Raw genomic sequence first — 17,317 nt, 5'->3', positions numbered from 1 at the left:
GGTTGTACCGGCTTGATTTTTATTCAATAACCCCCGGACTTTTCACCTTAACCTTCGCATTTACATCGAATTTCAACTGCGGGTAAATACGTTGCCATTCCGCCTCTGTATCTCGGTTATGTAGCCTTGTCGCCTTGTAACGGAGACCAAATCCTAAGGGGTCTACTTCGTTTTCTTGAAGCAATTTCAGAAAATGGGTGAACCGCTTTTGAGCGACTTCACTCGCATCCCTACTATAATCCTTCAACTTCTCCGGTGTGACACGCTCTGTTGACTCCTCCACAATTCCCTGAATGTCGATATTCATTTTTAAAACTGGTTGTTTATTAGCAGGGGTGAGGATTTTATAATTCACTTTTATATTGTTCGCTGCGATAGCGAAGAGAAGTTCCTTCTTACTTACCTCAATGTCTGCTTTTGTCTCGTTTTCTGATAGGATATTATAAAACTTCGTGTCTTCAGTGTTTAACTTTAATTGTTTCTTATCATCTTTGAAAACAATGGCCTGATTCGTCCGATACTCGTTCGTTTTTTCGGTTGTTCGAATAATTGGTAAAATCGGGTCCAGACCTGCTTCGAACAGCCGGCGGGAAAAGTCATAAAGGTAGGTCGTTACAATATACGCGCTTTCTGTTCCCTCATTTGAAAAGATATTAAATAAAGCATTAGAACCCGGCAAATCGGTAGTTGGATTTGTTTTTAAAATCCCTTCCGCTGATGGCTCTCCTACTGCTATCCATGCAATTCCCTGGAAGTCTCTTCTTCTTAGGAAAATATCAAAGGTTTCTTTCATATCGCGCTCTAGAATGCTCTCCCCTAATACGATCACTTTCGCATGGGCAAAGTCCAATTCCTTATCAGTATGAGTTTTTAATATACGGATCCCTTCTGCCAATGTAGCCGATTCGATAGACAAATAAGCATAGGTTGGTTTCGGAGATTGTTTAAATGTTCCTGTGGGCACAGCTAATTTTAACGTCAGGCGGTAAGGCTTCTTTTTGTTCTTTGTTCCATCTACACCAACTGCCACGACGAACCCCCTCTTATCAATATCTTTAAATCCGCAACCCGATATGAGGGTCATAGAGGTTAGGACGACAACGACAAGAAAAAGTATTTTTCTATTCATGCCCTCGCCCTCTTTTTTATCCATAAAAGACTAAATAGAATAACGAGGACGTAAGGGGACAGGAAATTGAGTGCATATTCTGTATACGTATGGAGCTGGGGTTCTGTTAAATAAGGTATAATCACAAGACTTCCAATCCAGAACAGCACCACAAAGACCAATGGAGTCAGGTTATAACCTTTCCATTGAAACTTCTTAAACCATATTATATTTTTAAGCAATTCTGTGGTCACGTGCCAGTGAACGAGAATACTTAAAAATGAAACAGCCAAATTGACAAGGGCAAATATGAAAAGCACACGCTCAATAAACCCAAATTTCATTCGAATAGAGTCCGCTGTAAGAAACCAAGGATGAACAAGATGATTAATATGCTGAAAACCTTGGAAGCCAATTGGAATGAAATAAGAAGTAAACAAAGCGAACGCCCCCGTTATACCTATAATCAGTAACTGTTTCCATGTCATTTTTTGTTTATCCGTAAATACACGGTTAAAAATAATTAAATTCGCCGGCCCCAAGATGACATATAGGGAGGCAGAGAAGGACGGATAATCAGGCATATTTCCGATGTACATCATCGCTTCTCTTACAAAATCCCAATTCATGCCTTTATCCAAGTACATTTTGATGAAAATAAAAATCGTGAAGGGGATACTTAACAGAGCTACAATTTCTACCGTATACAAAACACTTCTCGAATTCATCAATATTCCAAATGAAACAAAAAGCACTATCATGGAGATAATGCCCATGAGCGGCATCTCCGGAGTTAAAAATCGTCTTAACAAAGCTGAATACGTGATAACGGTAATTAAGCCGGCTGTAAACCAGACGAGTGCTGTAGAGAGAAGCAACGGAAAAGAAATCCATTTGCTCGTATATTCTTTTAATAGCTCGGGATATCCTTTGCCGGGAAAGCAGGTAAATATTTTGGTGATCCAGTATATCATTATTGTTCCCAAGATAAGGGACAGAATCATGGATACGATGGCCCCTCCCTTTCTAGCTTCGAACAGCACCATCGGAACGGAAGTAATGATATGAGCAACCATATTAACGGCGAGCAAGTAATAAAAATAACGGTTCATCTCTATATCCCTTCATTTTCATTCGCTTTTTTTTGTATAAATACTTTTAAATAAGGCTCTCCAAAACTATTGAGATGAGTTAAATACATCACTAAACCGATAAGCCCCAACGTTAACCCGGCTATCCCCGAAATAGTTGCAATGAATAATAACACAAATTTCATGACCCTGACTGCCGTATTCATTTCATTAATCGGGATGGCAAAATTTGAAATGGCTACTGCCGACACGATAATAATCATAATATTGGAGACTAAAGCAGCTTCTGTAGCAGCCGTCCCTAAAATTAAACCGCCAACTGTCGTTGCTGTTCCGCTAATTACTTTTGGCAGCCGGACACTCGCTTCAATGAGCAATTCCATAATAAGGAGCATAAACAGCACTTCAATAAAGGAGGGATAGGGAATTCCGACTCGGCTGCCGGCTACAGATAAGGCGAGCTGCACCCGAAAAATCTCTGGATTGTATGAACTAATCGCTACATATAAACCGGGAAGCACGAGAGAAAAGAACATTCCTAAATAACGTATCCCTTTGAGAAATTTTACGACAAAGTATGGATAGTAGTTATCATCCATGGCTGATAAAAAATCAAAAAAGACACATGGGGCAATAATGGCGAATGGGTCGCCATCAAGTAAAATAACGACTTTTCCGCCGGATAAGTTATACACGACCCGGTCTGTCCGTTCCGTAACCATCATTTTTGGAAATAAAGTATACTTTTTCTTGCTCATCACTCTCTTTAGCTCTACCGTTGACTGAATAATGGGCTCCTTTAATTCCTTTAGGTTTTTTCTAACCTTGTTCAGCACTTCTTGACTGACTGTCTCCCTGTCGTACATTAAAGCCAGTGCCTGATGAGACTTAGCCCCCACCTCAAATATCTCCACTGTAAGAGTGGGCTCGTGGTACCGCTGCCTGACAAGGTTAATATTCGTTTGGATGTCCTCACTGAATGCATATTGAGGTCCCTGTGTCGTTGTTTCAATTGCGGCTTCCAGCACATTATTTGTATTAACCTTTTTGACATCCAGCATAATCAGCTGTCCGCGGATAACGATAATCACGCTTCCTTTTGTTAACTCTATAATCAACTTCTCTTTTGTTGTAATTTCCTGCTGACTAGGAAGTGATTGCAAGTAGGCTTCATAATGGGTTTCTGAGTCCATTTCAAAAAAGGGTTTAATGACTAGCTTTTGAAGCTGATCGCCATCGACCACTGTCTTAATAAATAGAAGCGTAGCCTCTTTTCTTTCAATTTTCATGTTTTTTTCTACAAAATCTGTGTTTGGTTTTAGCTGCTTTGTTATCCAACGAATTGTCTCGGTTGCTTTAGTCGAACGCTGCATTCTTTCACCTAATCTCTATTCATAATGAAATATTTATCAAGCTATCGCCGAACACGCTAACTTTACACCTTTCACTATAAGCGTTATGTATGTATCTGAGAGTGTAGACAAAGTCTATTTTCAATATCCCATGCTAATTAAAAGAGAGCGTTTGCCAACAGTCTGTGTATCTTATTCTCGGTTTCCTAGCTCTTGTTTATACATCGTGACATAACAAAAAAGACTGATCCGGACAAAGGGATTTCCCTTCCTAGATCAGTCTTTTTGGAAATACTTACTTCCTGCTATCTATCATTTGAAAACATGTAGTGCCGCTCGTTGAAAGTCATCGAAAAAATCAAGCTAATAGCGAACATATTACCCATGAGCGAGCTTCCTCCGTAGCTAATAAACGGAAGCGGGATCCCTGTAATCGGCAAGAGTCCGATCGTCATGCCAATGTTCTGAAAAGCGTGAAACGTAATCATCGCAATGACACCCGCACACATGTACGTATAATAAGGAATTTTCGTGCTTAAAGCGAGCTTCGTAATATGATAGATTAATAGGAAAAAGAGACTCACGACTATACTTGCACCGATAAAGCCATATTCTTCACCGATAATGCTAAAGATAAAGTCTGTATGGCTTTCTGGGAGATAGACTTCCCGATAGCCGAACCCTTTTCCCATCGTTTGTCCAGAACCAATGGCCAGCAAGGATCTGGTTAAATGGAACCCAGTTGAACTCTCGTACGTATACGGATCAAGCCAGGAATAAATACGGCCAAACTGATACTGCTTAACCCCAAGATACTTTTCTAAAATGAGAGGATGCCAGAGCACCATATAGAAAATACCCGCCGTAATGGCTCCGGCAGAACCGAATAACGGCAAGAGGATTTTCCACGTAATTCCTGAAACAAAGATCATGCCGAGCAAAATGGATAAAAACACAAGGGATGTTCCAAGGTCTGGCTGCTGCATAACGAGCAACAGCGGAAAGGCGGTAACAAGCCCTAATTTAATAAGAAGCCAAAAATCTGATTGAATCGTTTTAACAGGGTTTTTTTGATGGTGAACGATAAGTACACGAGAAAGTGTCAAAATTAAAAAAACCTTAATAAACTCTGAAGGCTGCAAGGACAAGCCCGGAAGCTGATACCAGCTCTTCGCTCCGTTAATAACGGGCGCAATACTAGACGGTGCGACAATCAAGAAAGCGAGAAGAAATATACCGAGCCCATATAAGTACCAAGACATGCCCATTAATTGATCTGAATCAAATCGAACGACAACTAAGATAATGCCGATACCGACCATATAATAAAGAATTTGCTTCATCACGAAGTTACTATTATACTGCCCGGTCGTCTGGGCGCTGTAAATCGCGACACAGCTCGTTATAAACAACATTAACAATATAAGAATCAATCCGTAATCAATACGGCTGGAGTTTTGTTTTGGAGAAGTCATGAAAGGATGCCTCTTTCTTATAAAATTACACATCTTACATTATAACGTTAAAGTATGATTTCACAACAGTTTAAGATTGCCCAGCAAAGAGAAAATCGCCTGGAAATAAAATGAAGCGATGTTTCTCCTATCCCTAACTCCAGTGATTAAATACCAGCTCCCCAACCGTGCATGGTCTCCAATGAGCGATTTGCCCCATTTCTGCCTGATTTAAATCATTTTCCTGCATAACGGCGAGTGCAGGATTGGCTTTTAACTTTAATAATTGACTTAGTTCCTTTGCTTCACAAATATAGAAACCTTTAAATATTCCCTCTAAAGCAGGCTCATCATAAAATATAATATGTTCGAACTCTACGGAGGCGGCAAAAGCAATAATTGGATAATGAGCGTTCATTAATATATGAATCCGCTTTTTCCCATTATCAAGAACAGCTTCAAAAAAGTTCGTGTTTACTTTTGGCTTATGAAAGGCAATCACTTCTGCTTGTATGGTTCTGGCCGCTTCAAAACACATTTTTTTGAAGAGCTTGCCATTATTTCGCGGCGGTGGATTTTCGCCACTTTCATAAAACCCCGTAATTCCGTAAGATAAATGCATTCATACTTCTCCTCTCAACGATAAACACTCCTTCTTATTATAGGAAAAGCAAGCTTCGTTCACTCCCATTTAACAAAACCTTAAAGAAATTGAAATGTTTTATTTGTCTCCAGCCGCTTCAACTCATACAATGGAAGACAGAACAACAAATGAAGGAGAATGAAAAATGGAAAGAATACAAAGCACAGATCAATTTCAACAACTCATTTCACAAGAGAAACCAGTTATTATGAAATTTACAGCTGGCTGGTGCCCGGACTGCCGCCGTATGGACATGTTCATCGGTGATATCATTGCTGAGTACAACCAATATGACTGGTATGAAATCGACCGGGACGAATTTCCGGAACTCGCTGAAAAATATGACGTCATGGGCATTCCAAGCCTTTTGATTTTCAAAAACAGCGAAAAACAAGCACACCTTCACAGTGCCAACGCAAAATCACCAGAACAAGTTATCGAATTTTTACAGTCTGTCTAACTAGCTATCGCCCTGGCATGTATACCAGGGCGATTTTTTATGCTGATTTAGGATAAGTATACAAACTTTCTTGATAAAAAGCCGACAATTCATGATATTAATCGGCTGATTCTTGATATCTTCTTATTTATCCAGGATATATTCCTAGTCAATCGCCTTCACTGAGCCTGCGCCTCGATCTGTTTCCTTTCCCCTTTTTCTGCCAAACCAGCATGCCGAAATTCACCAAGTAGTATTCCAGCTGCTCCTCCAGCAGCATAAGCAAACGCCCATAACTCGTCAGCAAGCAAAAAAATAGTAAGCGATGAGAGCACGTACACAGGCCAGGCGTACCAAAGTGACATGAACAAGTCATCTTCTTTTCTTTCAATCCACGGAACACCTTTGTAAAGAATGAACCGATAAACAGCTGAAATATAGAAGAAAAAACAAACAGTCCCTAACAGCGAGACACCGGCGAATGTCCAATCAATATAAAAAATAATAACAAAAGAAGTAAAGAACCAAACACCTAGCACAGCTAAAATATAAGGATTGACTATGAACTCTCTTATCTTCATTCTTTATTCCTCCTTTTTATACCGTATGCATGTAGTCAGATAGAAAGACGAATGTTCTGTGAAGACGCACAAAAAAGACATAACATTTTTACATTTTCTATAAATAATTTTGACAAACTTCCGATACCAAAAGAAATAACGCTTTTAAAAAGAGCCATGGGACTCTATCAGCTTTGGGGATAGGGATATAGGAGTGGAGATATGAAACTTTTTAGAACAAGACAAAAGAACACAGTTGAGACCGAAACAGCTTCAACTGTCTCAGCAGTCGGACGGCTATCGATCCGGCCAGGCGGCAGCCTCATGAACCAACTAGATATGATCGGATTGACTGAGAAAGATTTAGCTATCGTAAAAACACTTCAACCGCTTGTCGAAGAGCATCTCGATGACATCGTCACAACCTTCTATGATGCTGTCGGCAAACAACCGAATCTACTAAAGATTATCGAGGATCATAGCAGTGTAAACCGGTTGAAGAAAACCCTAAGACAGCATATTCAAGAATTATTTAATGGTGAAATTGATGAGGAGTTTATTCAAAAGCGACTCCGTATTGCTTATGTACACGTACGTATCGGTCTAAAAACAAAATGGTATATGTCTGCTTTTCAGGAGCTTTTTAACTCTCTTATTGCCCTTATTTCTGAGCAAGACAAGACAACGGCTGAAAAAATTCAATCCATTACCTCTGTGTCCAAGCTGCTGAATCTCGAGCAGCAGCTCGTTCTTGAAGCCTACGAGAAAGAAGAAGAACGTCTCCGCACAGTCGCACAGCAAAAAAGAGAAGAGATGATTGCTAGTGTGCATTCTGTTTCTCAAGAGCTGGCGGCCATTTCTGAAGAGACAAGCGCTTCCTTAAAAGAGCTTAGCGCAAAGTCAGATTCCATCCTTCAGCTTTCAAAAGACGGCATGGCACTTGCTGATGATTCTGCCAATCGCTCTGTTCGCGGACAAAAAATGTTAAAGGATCAAGGAGAGAAGCTATCAGAAATTCAAACAGCAGTAACCGACATTCAAACATTTTCTGCTGAATTAAATCAGATCGCTTCCAATATCACAGAAGTGATTACGATTGTCGGCAATATTGCCGGCCAGACAAACTTGCTGGCATTAAATGCTTCTATTGAGGCGGCGCGTGCTGGTGAATATGGCAAGGGCTTTGCCGTTGTAGCAGAAGAAATCCGCAAGCTGTCTGACCAAACAAAAACATCCACATCGAATGTTTCTGACCATATCATGAAGACAAATCACTTAATCGGCCAAATGAGCCATTCTGTCGACAAAGTGAATGATTTGGTTATACAAGGAATGGATAGCATGGGCAAAACAGACGAAGATTTCAATATGCTATTAGAGCTGATCGCTAATACGAAAAAACAAAATCATTTGATTGAAGGCGAGATGGCCGAGCTCAACCGGATTGTCGATGAAATTGAACACGCTTCCCAGGAAGTGGCTAATTCAGCCGTCTCTTTGAGTGATTCTACTGACGACTTGCATTACGACCATTAAGAAGGTCCTCCTTCAACTAGCGCTTCAGGTTTACTGCTGGAGCGCTAGTTGATATGAAGTAGAGTTTTTCATATCAAAAAGCCCGGCCAACAGCCCGACTCTTTTTTCAAAAGAATCGCAAGCATTGGACGGGCTTTTTTTTATTGATTGGGTGCTACAATAAAGCCGACTTTTTCTTCAATTAATTTAAGTATGTCCGTTAAGTTTGTGTCTTGTTTTTGTGCTTCTTCATAGGCGTCTCTCATAGCCAAAAAAAATTGCTGCTGGTCCTGTGTCATGTGTGAACTCCTTTTACGTTAAAAATAGAACAATACTTCTTTTCCACGTTTGTCTATTTTTAAACCAGGGCTCACTTAATTTTCTTCTGTCAGCTCTACCCATTCTTCCGCCCATTTAGAAATCTCTTTCATGACCGGCTTCAATGCCTTCCCTTTTTCCGTTAATTCATATTCTACTCGTACAGGCACTTCTGCGTACACTTTTCTTGTGACAAGCTCTTCTTCTTCCATTTCTTTCAAGCGTTCCGTCAACAGTTTTCCGCTGATCGGCAATTCCGCTTTAATATGTGAAAACCGTTGTGGCCCTAATAAAAGCTGATTAATAATCAATCCGGTCCACCGCTTCCCCAGCATCTTCATCCCTTTCTCAAATTTAGGACAAAGCTGAAAATCATTCATCGCCTTCACCTCTTTATATTATTATACCTATTTTTCTTTAAAAGGAAATCTCATTACTTTTATAAACAAAGTTACTTGACTCAATTTTATTTTTATTTTATATTTAGTTACGAAATGTAACAAAAGATCATTTCACATAGTTAGAATTTTGTGAAATGAGGATAGCTTCTTCAACTAACACGCATACTGCCCTTAGGGACAGTAAAATCTTTTTTAGAAAGAGGGAAATCATGATGGCAAAAGATTTTTACACTGCAGTACAAGAAAGACGCTCTATCTATGCTATTAGCAATGAGCAACCTGTGTCAAATGATCGCATCCAAGAAGTGGTAGAATTTGCAGTGAAATATGCACCAACCGCTTTTAATTCTCAATCTGGACGTGTCATTGTTTTATTTGGTGAGCAGCACGAAAAGCTTTGGGATTTAACAAAAGAAACATTGCGTGAGATTGTTCCTGCCAAAGACTTTGGTCCAACTGAAGAAAAAATGGGATCATTCAAAGCAGGTTCTGGTACTGTTCTCTTTTTTGAAGATGAGGAAGTTGTAAGAGGACTTCAAGAACAATTCCCGACTTACAGCGACAAGTTCCCAGAGTATTCCTTGCAATCATCCGGAATGCTTCAATACATCGTCTGGACTGCTCTTGAACAAGAGGGACTTGGAGCTACGCTTCAGCATTACCAACCACTAATTGATGAAAAAGTACGCAATGAGTGGAACGTTCCTGCTTCTTGGAAGCTGCATGCCCAAATGCCGTTTGGCAAGCCAGTTGCACCTGCGGGCGACAAAGAATTCCAGCCGCTTAGCGAACGTGTAAAAGTATATAAATAATCTCAATGATCAAAAGCTTATTCAGTCTTTCGCTGAATAAGCTTTTTTATTATGTAAAGATTTTCCCCTATGATGTTACAATAAAAACATCCTATTTACTAAAAGGTGGTGGCCTTATGTATAAATTCGTGATGCCCGAAGTCATTTTTGGCAGCGGCTCCATCCAACAAGCTGGTGAAAGCTGTGCCCGTCTCGGGGCAAAGCGCGCTCTGATCGTGACAGACGAAGGCGTTATTCAAGCTGGCTGGTCAGAGCTAGTCGAAAAAAGCTGCCGGCAAGCCGGTCTTTCTTCCTTTGTTTTTTCTAATGTGAGCGTCAATCCAAAGGATGAAGAAGCGGAGGCCTGCGCCCGCATTTATCTTGAAAATGAGTGCGATGCCTTAATTGGAGTAGGAGGAGGAAGTGCCATTGATACCGCGAAAGCAGCGGCGATCCTGGCAACGAACGGCGGCCATATCCGCGATTACGAAGGAGTAGACCGCATTTTTTCTCCACTTCCACCACTTGTCATGGTCTCTACTACGGCAGGTTCAGGATCTGAAGTATCACAATTTTCTGTTATCGTTGATACAGCACAGCGAAAAAAAATGACCATTGTTTCGAAGTCACTCGTTCCTGACATCGCGATTGTCGATCCAGACGTACTTGCTACAAAGAGCCAGCACCTGACCGCTTCTACCGGTCTTGATGTGCTCACTCATGCCATCGAGTCCTTTGTCAGCATCGCTTCTACTCCGCTTACAGACGTTCACGCAAAAAATGCACTTGCTTTGTCGTCCCGTTACTTACGTCCCTCTGTTGCTTCTAAGCACAATAAGGAAGCGAAAGAGCAAATGGCTATGGCAAGCTTGCATGCGGGATTAGCTTTCTCCAATGCTATTCTTGGCGCTGTCCATGCCATGGCCCATGCAATTGGCGGCCGTTATCCTTTCTTACACGGTGATATTAATGCTGTACTGCTTCCCCATGTCATGGAATTTAATTTGCTGGCCTCACCCGATAAATTTAAAGAAATCGCCCTTCTTATGGGAGAAGATGTTCAGTCACTTCCCCCTGCTGCAGCTGGAGAAAAAGCAATCGACTTTGTCAGAAGGCTTTCAATTGATATTGGTGCCCCGCTCACATTAGCCGAAATGGGATTTGAAGGTTCAGCTATTCCAGAAATAAGCGAAATGGCTTTATCAGATGCATGTATGATTACGAATCCAAGAGATATTACGGCGGAAGAAGCTGCGGCTCTTCTCCGCAAAGCTTTATAGGTGATCGCTATGAAAAAACAAGAAATGATTGAATTATTAACAGGGGTTCGGTCGTCGAAGCAGAATTATTATACTGAGCTAAAAACAACCGTAGAGGAGCTAAAGAAAAGAAACAGCCAGCTTGAAATTATGAATGAAGTGATGAGAAGCTTTAATATGAACATGTCTGTGCAGGAAATGCTGGAAGACACACTGGAAAAACTTAAAAGTACTTATCCAATCAAACGGGTCAGCCTTGCGCTGTTTGATGGCCAGGAACTTCGGCTGTCCTATGTTTCTCCTAAAGAAACATTCTACTTAAAAAGAGAGACCCCTTTTCCTAAAGAGCGCTCTTTATATAATGATGTATTTACAACCGGCGAGGAACGTATATACCACCATAACGACACCGTTGACTTCTTTGAAAAAGAAGCTTTTCAACAGCTCGACCTCCAATCTGTTTTTTTGTTTCCCCTAACAAGCCGAGGGAACATTATTGGGGTGCTCTCGCTTGGAAGTCTCTTTCCTTTTTCATATGATGAAGATGACCGGACTTTCTTTCTGCACTTAGCAGGCCAAATCGCTGTCTGTGTTGAAAACGCCCGTCTGTATGAGGAGGTCTTTGCAAGTAAGCAGCAATGGGAAGAGACATTCCGTGCCGTCTCCGATGCTATTTTAATTATCTCTCCAAATGGAACTGTTTTATCAAAAAATAATGCTGCTGCCTCTGCCTGGCCGCTAGATTCTTATGAAGATATCCGGCCATTCATCCGGGAAGCAGCTCGCTCGTCAAAAAATCCCTTTGAAGAAACCGTTAAGTTCAAAAAGCCGCACTACGCCGAACTGCGGTTTCAAAATAAGTTTTATGATTGCTCCTGCTACCCACTTTTCGGTGAGGGATCTACTCTTCATGCTGTCATTGTATACAGCAAGGACGTCACAGAAAAACGGCAAATGGAAGCGCAGCTCCTTCATTCTGGACAATTAGCAGCTATTGGGGAGATGGCGGCAGGTGTGGCCCATGAATTGAACAATCCATTAACGGCCATTATTGGAAATACACAACTGCTTCTCCGCATGAACGATAGCAACGAAAGAACAAAACCGCTGCTGGATGATATTGACCATTGCGGGAAGCGCTGCCGGACGATTATTCGCAGCTTGCTTGCTTTTTCCCGTCAGGAGGAATTCTCCTTTAAACCTTGTACGTTAAACCAGGCTGTATCCGAAGCACTCAGCTTAACGCGCCGGCAAATTGAAAAACAAAATATTCAATTAGAAATAAACCTTTCTTCTTCCCTTCCATACATAAACGGGAATTTACAGCAGCTAAGCCAAGTCGCGGTTAATTTACTGATTAATGCAAAAGATGCCCTCCAAGAGGTAAAAGATAGAAAGAGAAAAATCATTATCGAAACAAAAGCCGATGATCAATCCGCTTTCCTTGCCATAACAGATAACGGCACAGGAATTGATTCAGAAATTATCAATGAGATCTTTCATCCATTTTTCACTACAAAAGCGGCAAACAGCGGGACGGGCCTTGGATTGCCAGTCAGCTTTGGAATCGCCAAATCACATGGCGGCCAGCTCTTGNTAAATTTAAAGAAATCGCCCTTCTTATGGGAGAAGATGTTCAGTCACTTCCCCCTGCTGCAGCTGGAGAAAAAGCAATCGACTTTGTCAGAAGGCTTTCAATTGATATTGGTGCCCCGCTCACATTAGCCGAAATGGGATTTGAAGGTTCAGCTATTCCAGAAATAAGCGAAATGGCTTTATCAGATGCATGTATGATTACGAATCCAAGAGATATTACGGCGGAAGAAGCTGCGGCTCTTCTCCGCAAAGCTTTATAGGTGATCGCTATGAAAAAACAAGAAATGATTGAATTATTAACAGGGGTTCGGTCGTCGAAGCAGAATTATTATACTGAGCTAAAAACAACCGTAGAGGAGCTAAAGAAAAGAAACAGCCAGCTTGAAATTATGAATGAAGTGATGAGAAGCTTTAATATGAACATGTCTGTGCAGGAAATGCTGGAAGACACACTGGAAAAACTTAAAAGTACTTATCCAATCAAACGGGTCAGCCTTGCGCTGTTTGATGGCCAGGAACTTCGGCTGTCCTATGTTTCTCCTAAAGAAACATTCTACTTAAAAAGAGAGACCCCTTTTCCTAAAGAGCGCTCTTTATATAATGATGTATTTACAACCGGCGAGGAACGTATATACCACCATAACGACACCGTTGACTTCTTTGAAAAAGAAGCTTTTCAACAGCTCGACCTCCAATCTGTTTTTTTGTTTCCCCTAACAAGCCGAGGGAACATTATTGGGGTGCTCTCGCTTGGAAGTCTCTTTCCTTTTTCATATGATGAAGATGACCGGACTTTCTTTCTGCACTTAGCAGGCCAAATCGCTGTCTGTGTTGAAAACGCCCGTCTGTATGAGGAGGTCTTTGCAAGTAAGCAGCAATGGGAAGAGACATTCCGTGCCGTCTCCGATGCTATTTTAATTATCTCTCCAAATGGAACTGTTTTATCAAAAAATAATGCTGCTGCCTCTGCCTGGCCGCTAGATTCTTATGAAGATATCCGGCCATTCATCCGGGAAGCAGCTCGCTCGTCAAAAAATCCCTTTGAAGAAACCGTTAAGTTCAAAAAGCCGCACTACGCCGAACTGCGGTTTCAAAATAAGTTTTATGATTGCTCCTGCTACCCACTTTTCGGTGAGGGATCTACTCTTCATGCTGTCATTGTATACAGCAAGGACGTCACAGAAAAACGGCAAATGGAAGCGCAGCTCCTTCATTCTGGACAATTAGCAGCTATTGGGGAGATGGCGGCAGGTGTGGCCCATGAATTGAACAATCCATTAACGGCCATTATTGGAAATACACAACTGCTTCTCCGCATGAACGATAGCAACGAAAGAACAAAACCGCTGCTGGATGATATTGACCATTGCGGGAAGCGCTGCCGGACGATTATTCGCAGCTTGCTTGCTTTTTCCCGTCAGGAGGAATTCTCCTTTAAACCTTGTACGTTAAACCAGGCTGTATCCGAAGCACTCAGCTTAACGCGCCGGCAAATTGAAAAACAAAATATTCAATTAGAAATAAACCTTTCTTCTTCCCTTCCATACATAAACGGGAATTTACAGCAGCTAAGCCAAGTCGCGGTTAATTTACTGATTAATGCAAAAGATGCCCTCCAAGAGGTAAAAGATAGAAAGAGAAAAATCATTATCGAAACAAAAGCCGATGATCAATCCGCTTTCCTTGCCATAACAGATAACGGCACAGGAATTGATTCAGAAATTATCAATGAGATCTTTCATCCATTTTTCACTACAAAAGCGGCAAACAGCGGGACGGGCCTTGGATTGCCAGTCAGCTTTGGAATCGCCAAATCACATGGCGGCCAGCTCTTGGCAGAAAGCATACAGCCGCATAAAACAACGTTCACGCTAACGATCCCCCTTTTAAATGAAAGGCTGTGAGTAAATGAAGCACATTTTAATCGCTGAAGATGAAATAGAAGTTGCCCGTTTTTTGGCAAGGTTATTTGAATTAAAAGGATATAAAACGACACATGTTGAGAACGGCCACCGCTTTGACCAGATTGACGATTACGCTGCTTTTCAGCTCGCCTTTATTGATGTTCGTCTTCCTGATCGCAACGGCCTTGACATTTTACACGACTTAAAAAAGAAGGCTCCGCAATGCTCTTGCATCATCATGACTGGGTACGGCACAGTGAAGACAGCCGTAGAAGCCATTAAAAACGGAGCGGCTGACTTTGTTGAAAAGCCGTTTGAAGACATATCAGCCATTGAAGAGATGGCTGAACGTCTAATTGATACCTCTCGCGGAAACAGCGGCGAGGCTGATTATGCTGCTCTTGCCCGGGGGCGCAACTGCTTTCTGGGCACGAATGCCGCCATGCATCAATTGTACGAGTTCGCCTATAAAATCGCCCCTAAAAATATAACCATTTTAATAGAAGGAGAGACGGGCACGGGAAAAGAAGTGCTTGCTCATTACCTTCATGCAGCAAGCGGCCGGAAGGAAGAACCCTTTATCGGCATCAACTGTGGAGCGATTTCTGAATCACTGCTTGAAAGTGAGCTATTCGGCCATGTGAAAGGAGCCTTCACCGGCGCCACAACCGATCGGATCGGCTACTTCGAGGCTGCTTCGTCCGGCACGCTATTTCTTGATGAAATTGCAGAAGCTACCCCTGCTACTCAAGTAAAACTGTTACGTGTCCTTGAAACTGGGGAGTTTATGAAAATTGGCGGCACGATTCCAAGACGGACATCAGCCCGCATTATTGCGGCTTCGCACGTTAACCTCGAAGAAGCCAGTCATCAAGGCTCTTTTCGGGAAGACTTATTGTACCGCCTCGACGTAGTGAAGCTTATCATTCCGCCGCTCAGGGAACGGCGAGAAGACATTCCCCTTCTCATTCAATCGCTCATTGAACAAACAAATGAAAAGATAATTTTTGCCGAGGAAAGCATTGATCTAATGGTTCAATACGACTGGCCCGGCAATATGAGAGAGCTTGCCAACGTGATCCGCCGCACTGCTGCCATATCAAATGAAGGGATGATCATTACTCCTGATCTGCTGCCTGGAAAGATAAGCGGCCAATCCCAACCGTTTTCAGTGCCTATACAAGAAGAGTCTCCGGCCAATTTTCTCAACGAGTGGCGTCAATTTTCCGATAGAGTCGAGCGAGTATACAAAGGGGACGATCCGATGCTCCTGAATGAGCTGATCAAGGAAATGAAAAAAATGGAGAAAAAAACAGCGGCCGCCATGATTCACAATAGTTTAAAAGAAACAGCCGGAAATCGGGAACGAGCCGCTGCCCGACTTGGACTATCTAAACGGCAAATCCGCTATTATCTAAATGAAAAATAAAGAAGCTGGCAGAATGTCTGCCAGCTTCTTTTACTTTATTAGAAAAATCCGAGGGCGTTCTCACTATAGCTGACGAGCAGGTTTTTCGTCTGCTGGTAATGGGACAGCATCATTAAATGATTCTCACGGCCAACACCCGACATTTTGTAGCCGCCGAATGCCGCATGAGCCGGATACTGGTGGTAACAGTTTGTCCAGACGCGGCCCGCCTGAATATTGCGGCCAAAGCGGTAGGCGCGGTTCACGTGACGGGACCAGACGCCGGCACCGAGCCCATACAGCGTATCATTGGCAATGGCAAGCGCTTCTTCTTCATCCTTGAAGGTCGTAACGGAAACGACCNCCTTTAAAGACCGTCGGCTTCACATAATAGCCATTCTCCAAGCCGGCGATCGTGTTTTTGCCGCCGCCGATTAAGCATTCAGCACCTTCCTGGTTGCCGATGTCGATATAAGACAGGATTTTCTCCATTTGCTCGCTGGACGCCTGGGCCCCCATCATCGTTTCGGTATCAAGCGGGTTGCCGGTCTTAATTTGTTTGACGCGTTCAATCGCCCGTTCCATAAACTGGTCGTAAATGCTTTCGTGGATAAGGGCGCGGGAAGGGCAGGTACAGACTTCTCCTTGATTCAGGGCAAACAGCACAAATCCTTCGATCGCTTTATTCAGGAAAGCATCGTCTTTTTCCATCACATCGTCAAAGAAAATATTCGGTGATTTGCCGCCAAGCTCAAGCGTAACAGGGATGAGGTTCTGGGAAGCATATTGCATAATCAGGCGGCCCGTTGTCGTTTCGCCTGTAAAGGCTATTTTGGCAATGCGTTTATTGGAAGCAAGCGGCTTGCCGGCTTCCAGGCCAAAGCCATTCACAATGTTTACAACGCCTGGAGGAAGCAGGTCTTGGATGAGTTCCATAAAGACAAGAATGGAAGCAGGTGTCTGTTCGGCTGGTTTCAGCACGACACAGTTGCCGGCAGCAAGAGCAGGCGCAAGCTTCCAAACGCCCATTAGAAGCGGGAAGTTCCACGGAATGATCTGGCCGACAACGCCAAGCGGCTCATGGAAGTGATAAGCGACCGTATCATTATCAATCTGGCTCAGTGACCCTTCCTGCGCCCGGATAGCGCCGGCGAAATAGCGAAAATGGTCAATGGCCAGCGGAAGATCGGCATTTAACGTTTCTCTGACTGCCTTTCCATTGTCCCACGTTTCAGCGACTGCCAGCGTTTCGAGGTTTTCCTCCATGCGGTCGGCAATTTTATTTAAAATATTCGCTCGTTCGGCCGCCGATGTCCGTCCCCAGGCATCTTTAGCCGCGTGAGCGGCATCTAACGCCAGTTCAATGTCCTCTGCCTGTGAACGGGCCACCTCGCAAAAGACTTCTCCTGTCACCGGCGAAATATTTTCGAAATATTGTCCACCGACCGGTGCCTGCCATTCTCCATTAATAAAATTTT

At 42.6% G+C, this 17,317-nt stretch carries 16 protein-coding genes and 1 pseudogene; 8 read left to right on the top strand and 9 right to left on the bottom strand.

The genetic code is table 11. The annotated features are described in order from the left end of the window. Positions 1–19: 19 nt before the first annotated feature. From A8F95_RS19475 to A8F95_RS19455, 5 genes are all read right to left on the bottom strand, one after another. Entirely contained in the window at positions 20–1,129 is a 1,110-nt protein-coding gene (locus A8F95_RS19475) for a Ger(x)C family spore germination protein (RefSeq protein ID WP_065412069.1), read from the bottom strand. Beyond that, positions 1,126–2,220, bottom strand: a complete 1,095-nt coding sequence (locus A8F95_RS19470; RefSeq protein ID WP_065412068.1) for a GerAB/ArcD/ProY family transporter — start codon at positions 2,218–2,220, stop codon at positions 1,126–1,128. The genes A8F95_RS19475 and A8F95_RS19470 overlap by 4 nt, the downstream gene beginning before the upstream one ends. Positions 2,221–2,222: 2 nt before the next feature. Next, complete coding sequence (locus A8F95_RS19465) at positions 2,223–3,572, bottom strand: spore germination protein (RefSeq protein WP_065412067.1); 1,350 nt, start codon at positions 3,570–3,572, stop codon at positions 2,223–2,225. A 284-nt stretch (positions 3,573–3,856) separates the two neighbouring features. Then, a complete protein-coding gene (locus A8F95_RS19460; RefSeq protein WP_049664507.1) occupies positions 3,857–5,026 on the bottom strand; it encodes an FtsW/RodA/SpoVE family cell cycle protein in 1,170 nt (389 codons plus the stop codon). Between the two features lie 133 nt (positions 5,027–5,159). Then, the gene (locus tag A8F95_RS19455) at positions 5,160–5,627 is read right to left on the bottom strand and encodes a hypothetical protein (RefSeq protein ID WP_049664510.1); all 468 of its coding nucleotides are present in this window, start codon (positions 5,625–5,627) and stop codon (positions 5,160–5,162) included. A gap of 166 nt (positions 5,628–5,793) precedes the next feature. Between A8F95_RS19455 and A8F95_RS19450 the strand changes: the two genes are divergently transcribed. Then, positions 5,794–6,108, top strand: coding sequence for a thioredoxin family protein (locus tag A8F95_RS19450; RefSeq protein WP_065412066.1), 315 nt, complete (start codon positions 5,794–5,796; stop codon positions 6,106–6,108). Between the two features lie 158 nt (positions 6,109–6,266). Here the strand turns inward: A8F95_RS19450 and A8F95_RS19445 are convergent, their stop codons facing one another. Continuing rightward, positions 6,267–6,668 (bottom strand): hypothetical protein, encoded by a 402-nt coding sequence (locus tag A8F95_RS19445; RefSeq protein ID WP_065412065.1) that lies wholly within the window; start codon positions 6,666–6,668, stop codon positions 6,267–6,269. A 201-nt stretch (positions 6,669–6,869) separates the two neighbouring features. Between A8F95_RS19445 and A8F95_RS19440 the strand changes: the two genes are divergently transcribed. Beyond that, complete coding sequence (locus A8F95_RS19440) at positions 6,870–8,183, top strand: globin-coupled sensor protein (RefSeq protein ID WP_065412064.1); 1,314 nt, start codon at positions 6,870–6,872, stop codon at positions 8,181–8,183. Between the two features lie 140 nt (positions 8,184–8,323). Here A8F95_RS19440 and A8F95_RS22735 read toward each other — a convergent pair whose 3' ends face one another. Both A8F95_RS22735 and A8F95_RS19435 read right to left on the bottom strand, forming a co-directional pair. After that, positions 8,324–8,461 (bottom strand): hypothetical protein, encoded by a 138-nt coding sequence (locus A8F95_RS22735; protein WP_176713768.1) that lies wholly within the window; start codon positions 8,459–8,461, stop codon positions 8,324–8,326. Between the two features lie 75 nt (positions 8,462–8,536). Beyond that, positions 8,537–8,860 (bottom strand): winged helix-turn-helix transcriptional regulator, encoded by a 324-nt coding sequence (locus A8F95_RS19435; RefSeq protein ID WP_049664520.1) that lies wholly within the window; start codon positions 8,858–8,860, stop codon positions 8,537–8,539. 230 nt (positions 8,861–9,090) lie between these two features. On the opposite strand from A8F95_RS19435, the gene A8F95_RS19430 reads away from it, so the two are divergent. From A8F95_RS19430 to A8F95_RS19410, 6 genes are all read left to right on the top strand, one after another. Then, complete coding sequence (locus tag A8F95_RS19430; protein ID WP_077247462.1) at positions 9,091–9,693, top strand: nitroreductase family protein; 603 nt, start codon at positions 9,091–9,093, stop codon at positions 9,691–9,693. Positions 9,694–9,809: 116 nt separating this feature from the next. Then, positions 9,810–10,952, top strand: coding sequence for an iron-containing alcohol dehydrogenase (locus A8F95_RS19425; RefSeq protein ID WP_065412063.1), 1,143 nt, complete (start codon positions 9,810–9,812; stop codon positions 10,950–10,952). Positions 10,953–10,961: 9 nt separating this feature from the next. Continuing rightward, positions 10,962–12,656, top strand: coding sequence for a sensor histidine kinase (locus tag A8F95_RS19420; RefSeq protein WP_065412062.1), 1,695 nt, complete (start codon positions 10,962–10,964; stop codon positions 12,654–12,656). Further along, a complete protein-coding gene (locus tag A8F95_RS23475) occupies positions 12,554–12,787 on the top strand; it encodes an iron-containing alcohol dehydrogenase (protein WP_077247461.1) in 234 nt (77 codons plus the stop codon). Before A8F95_RS19420 ends, A8F95_RS23475 begins: the two co-directional genes overlap by 103 nt. Before the next feature lie 9 nt (positions 12,788–12,796). Beyond that, entirely contained in the window at positions 12,797–14,431 is a 1,635-nt protein-coding gene (locus A8F95_RS19415; protein ID WP_065412061.1) for a sensor histidine kinase, read from the top strand. A gap of 4 nt (positions 14,432–14,435) precedes the next feature. After that, positions 14,436–15,860 carry a sigma-54-dependent transcriptional regulator gene (locus A8F95_RS19410; protein ID WP_065412060.1) on the top strand — a complete coding sequence of 475 codons (1,425 nt, stop codon included), beginning with the start codon at positions 14,436–14,438 and terminating at the stop codon, positions 15,858–15,860. Between the two features lie 38 nt (positions 15,861–15,898). Here A8F95_RS19410 and exaC read toward each other — a convergent pair. Beyond that, a pseudogene (gene exaC, locus A8F95_RS19405) lies at positions 15,899–17,317 on the bottom strand (acetaldehyde dehydrogenase ExaC); the annotation flags it as partial.

Source organism: Pseudobacillus wudalianchiensis (assembly GCF_001685015.1).
Classification (GTDB): domain Bacteria; phylum Bacillota; class Bacilli; order Bacillales; family Domibacillaceae; genus Pseudobacillus; species Pseudobacillus wudalianchiensis.
The sequence above is the reverse complement of the archived record's forward strand: the minus strand, read 5'-3'. Positions and strand labels throughout refer to the sequence as shown.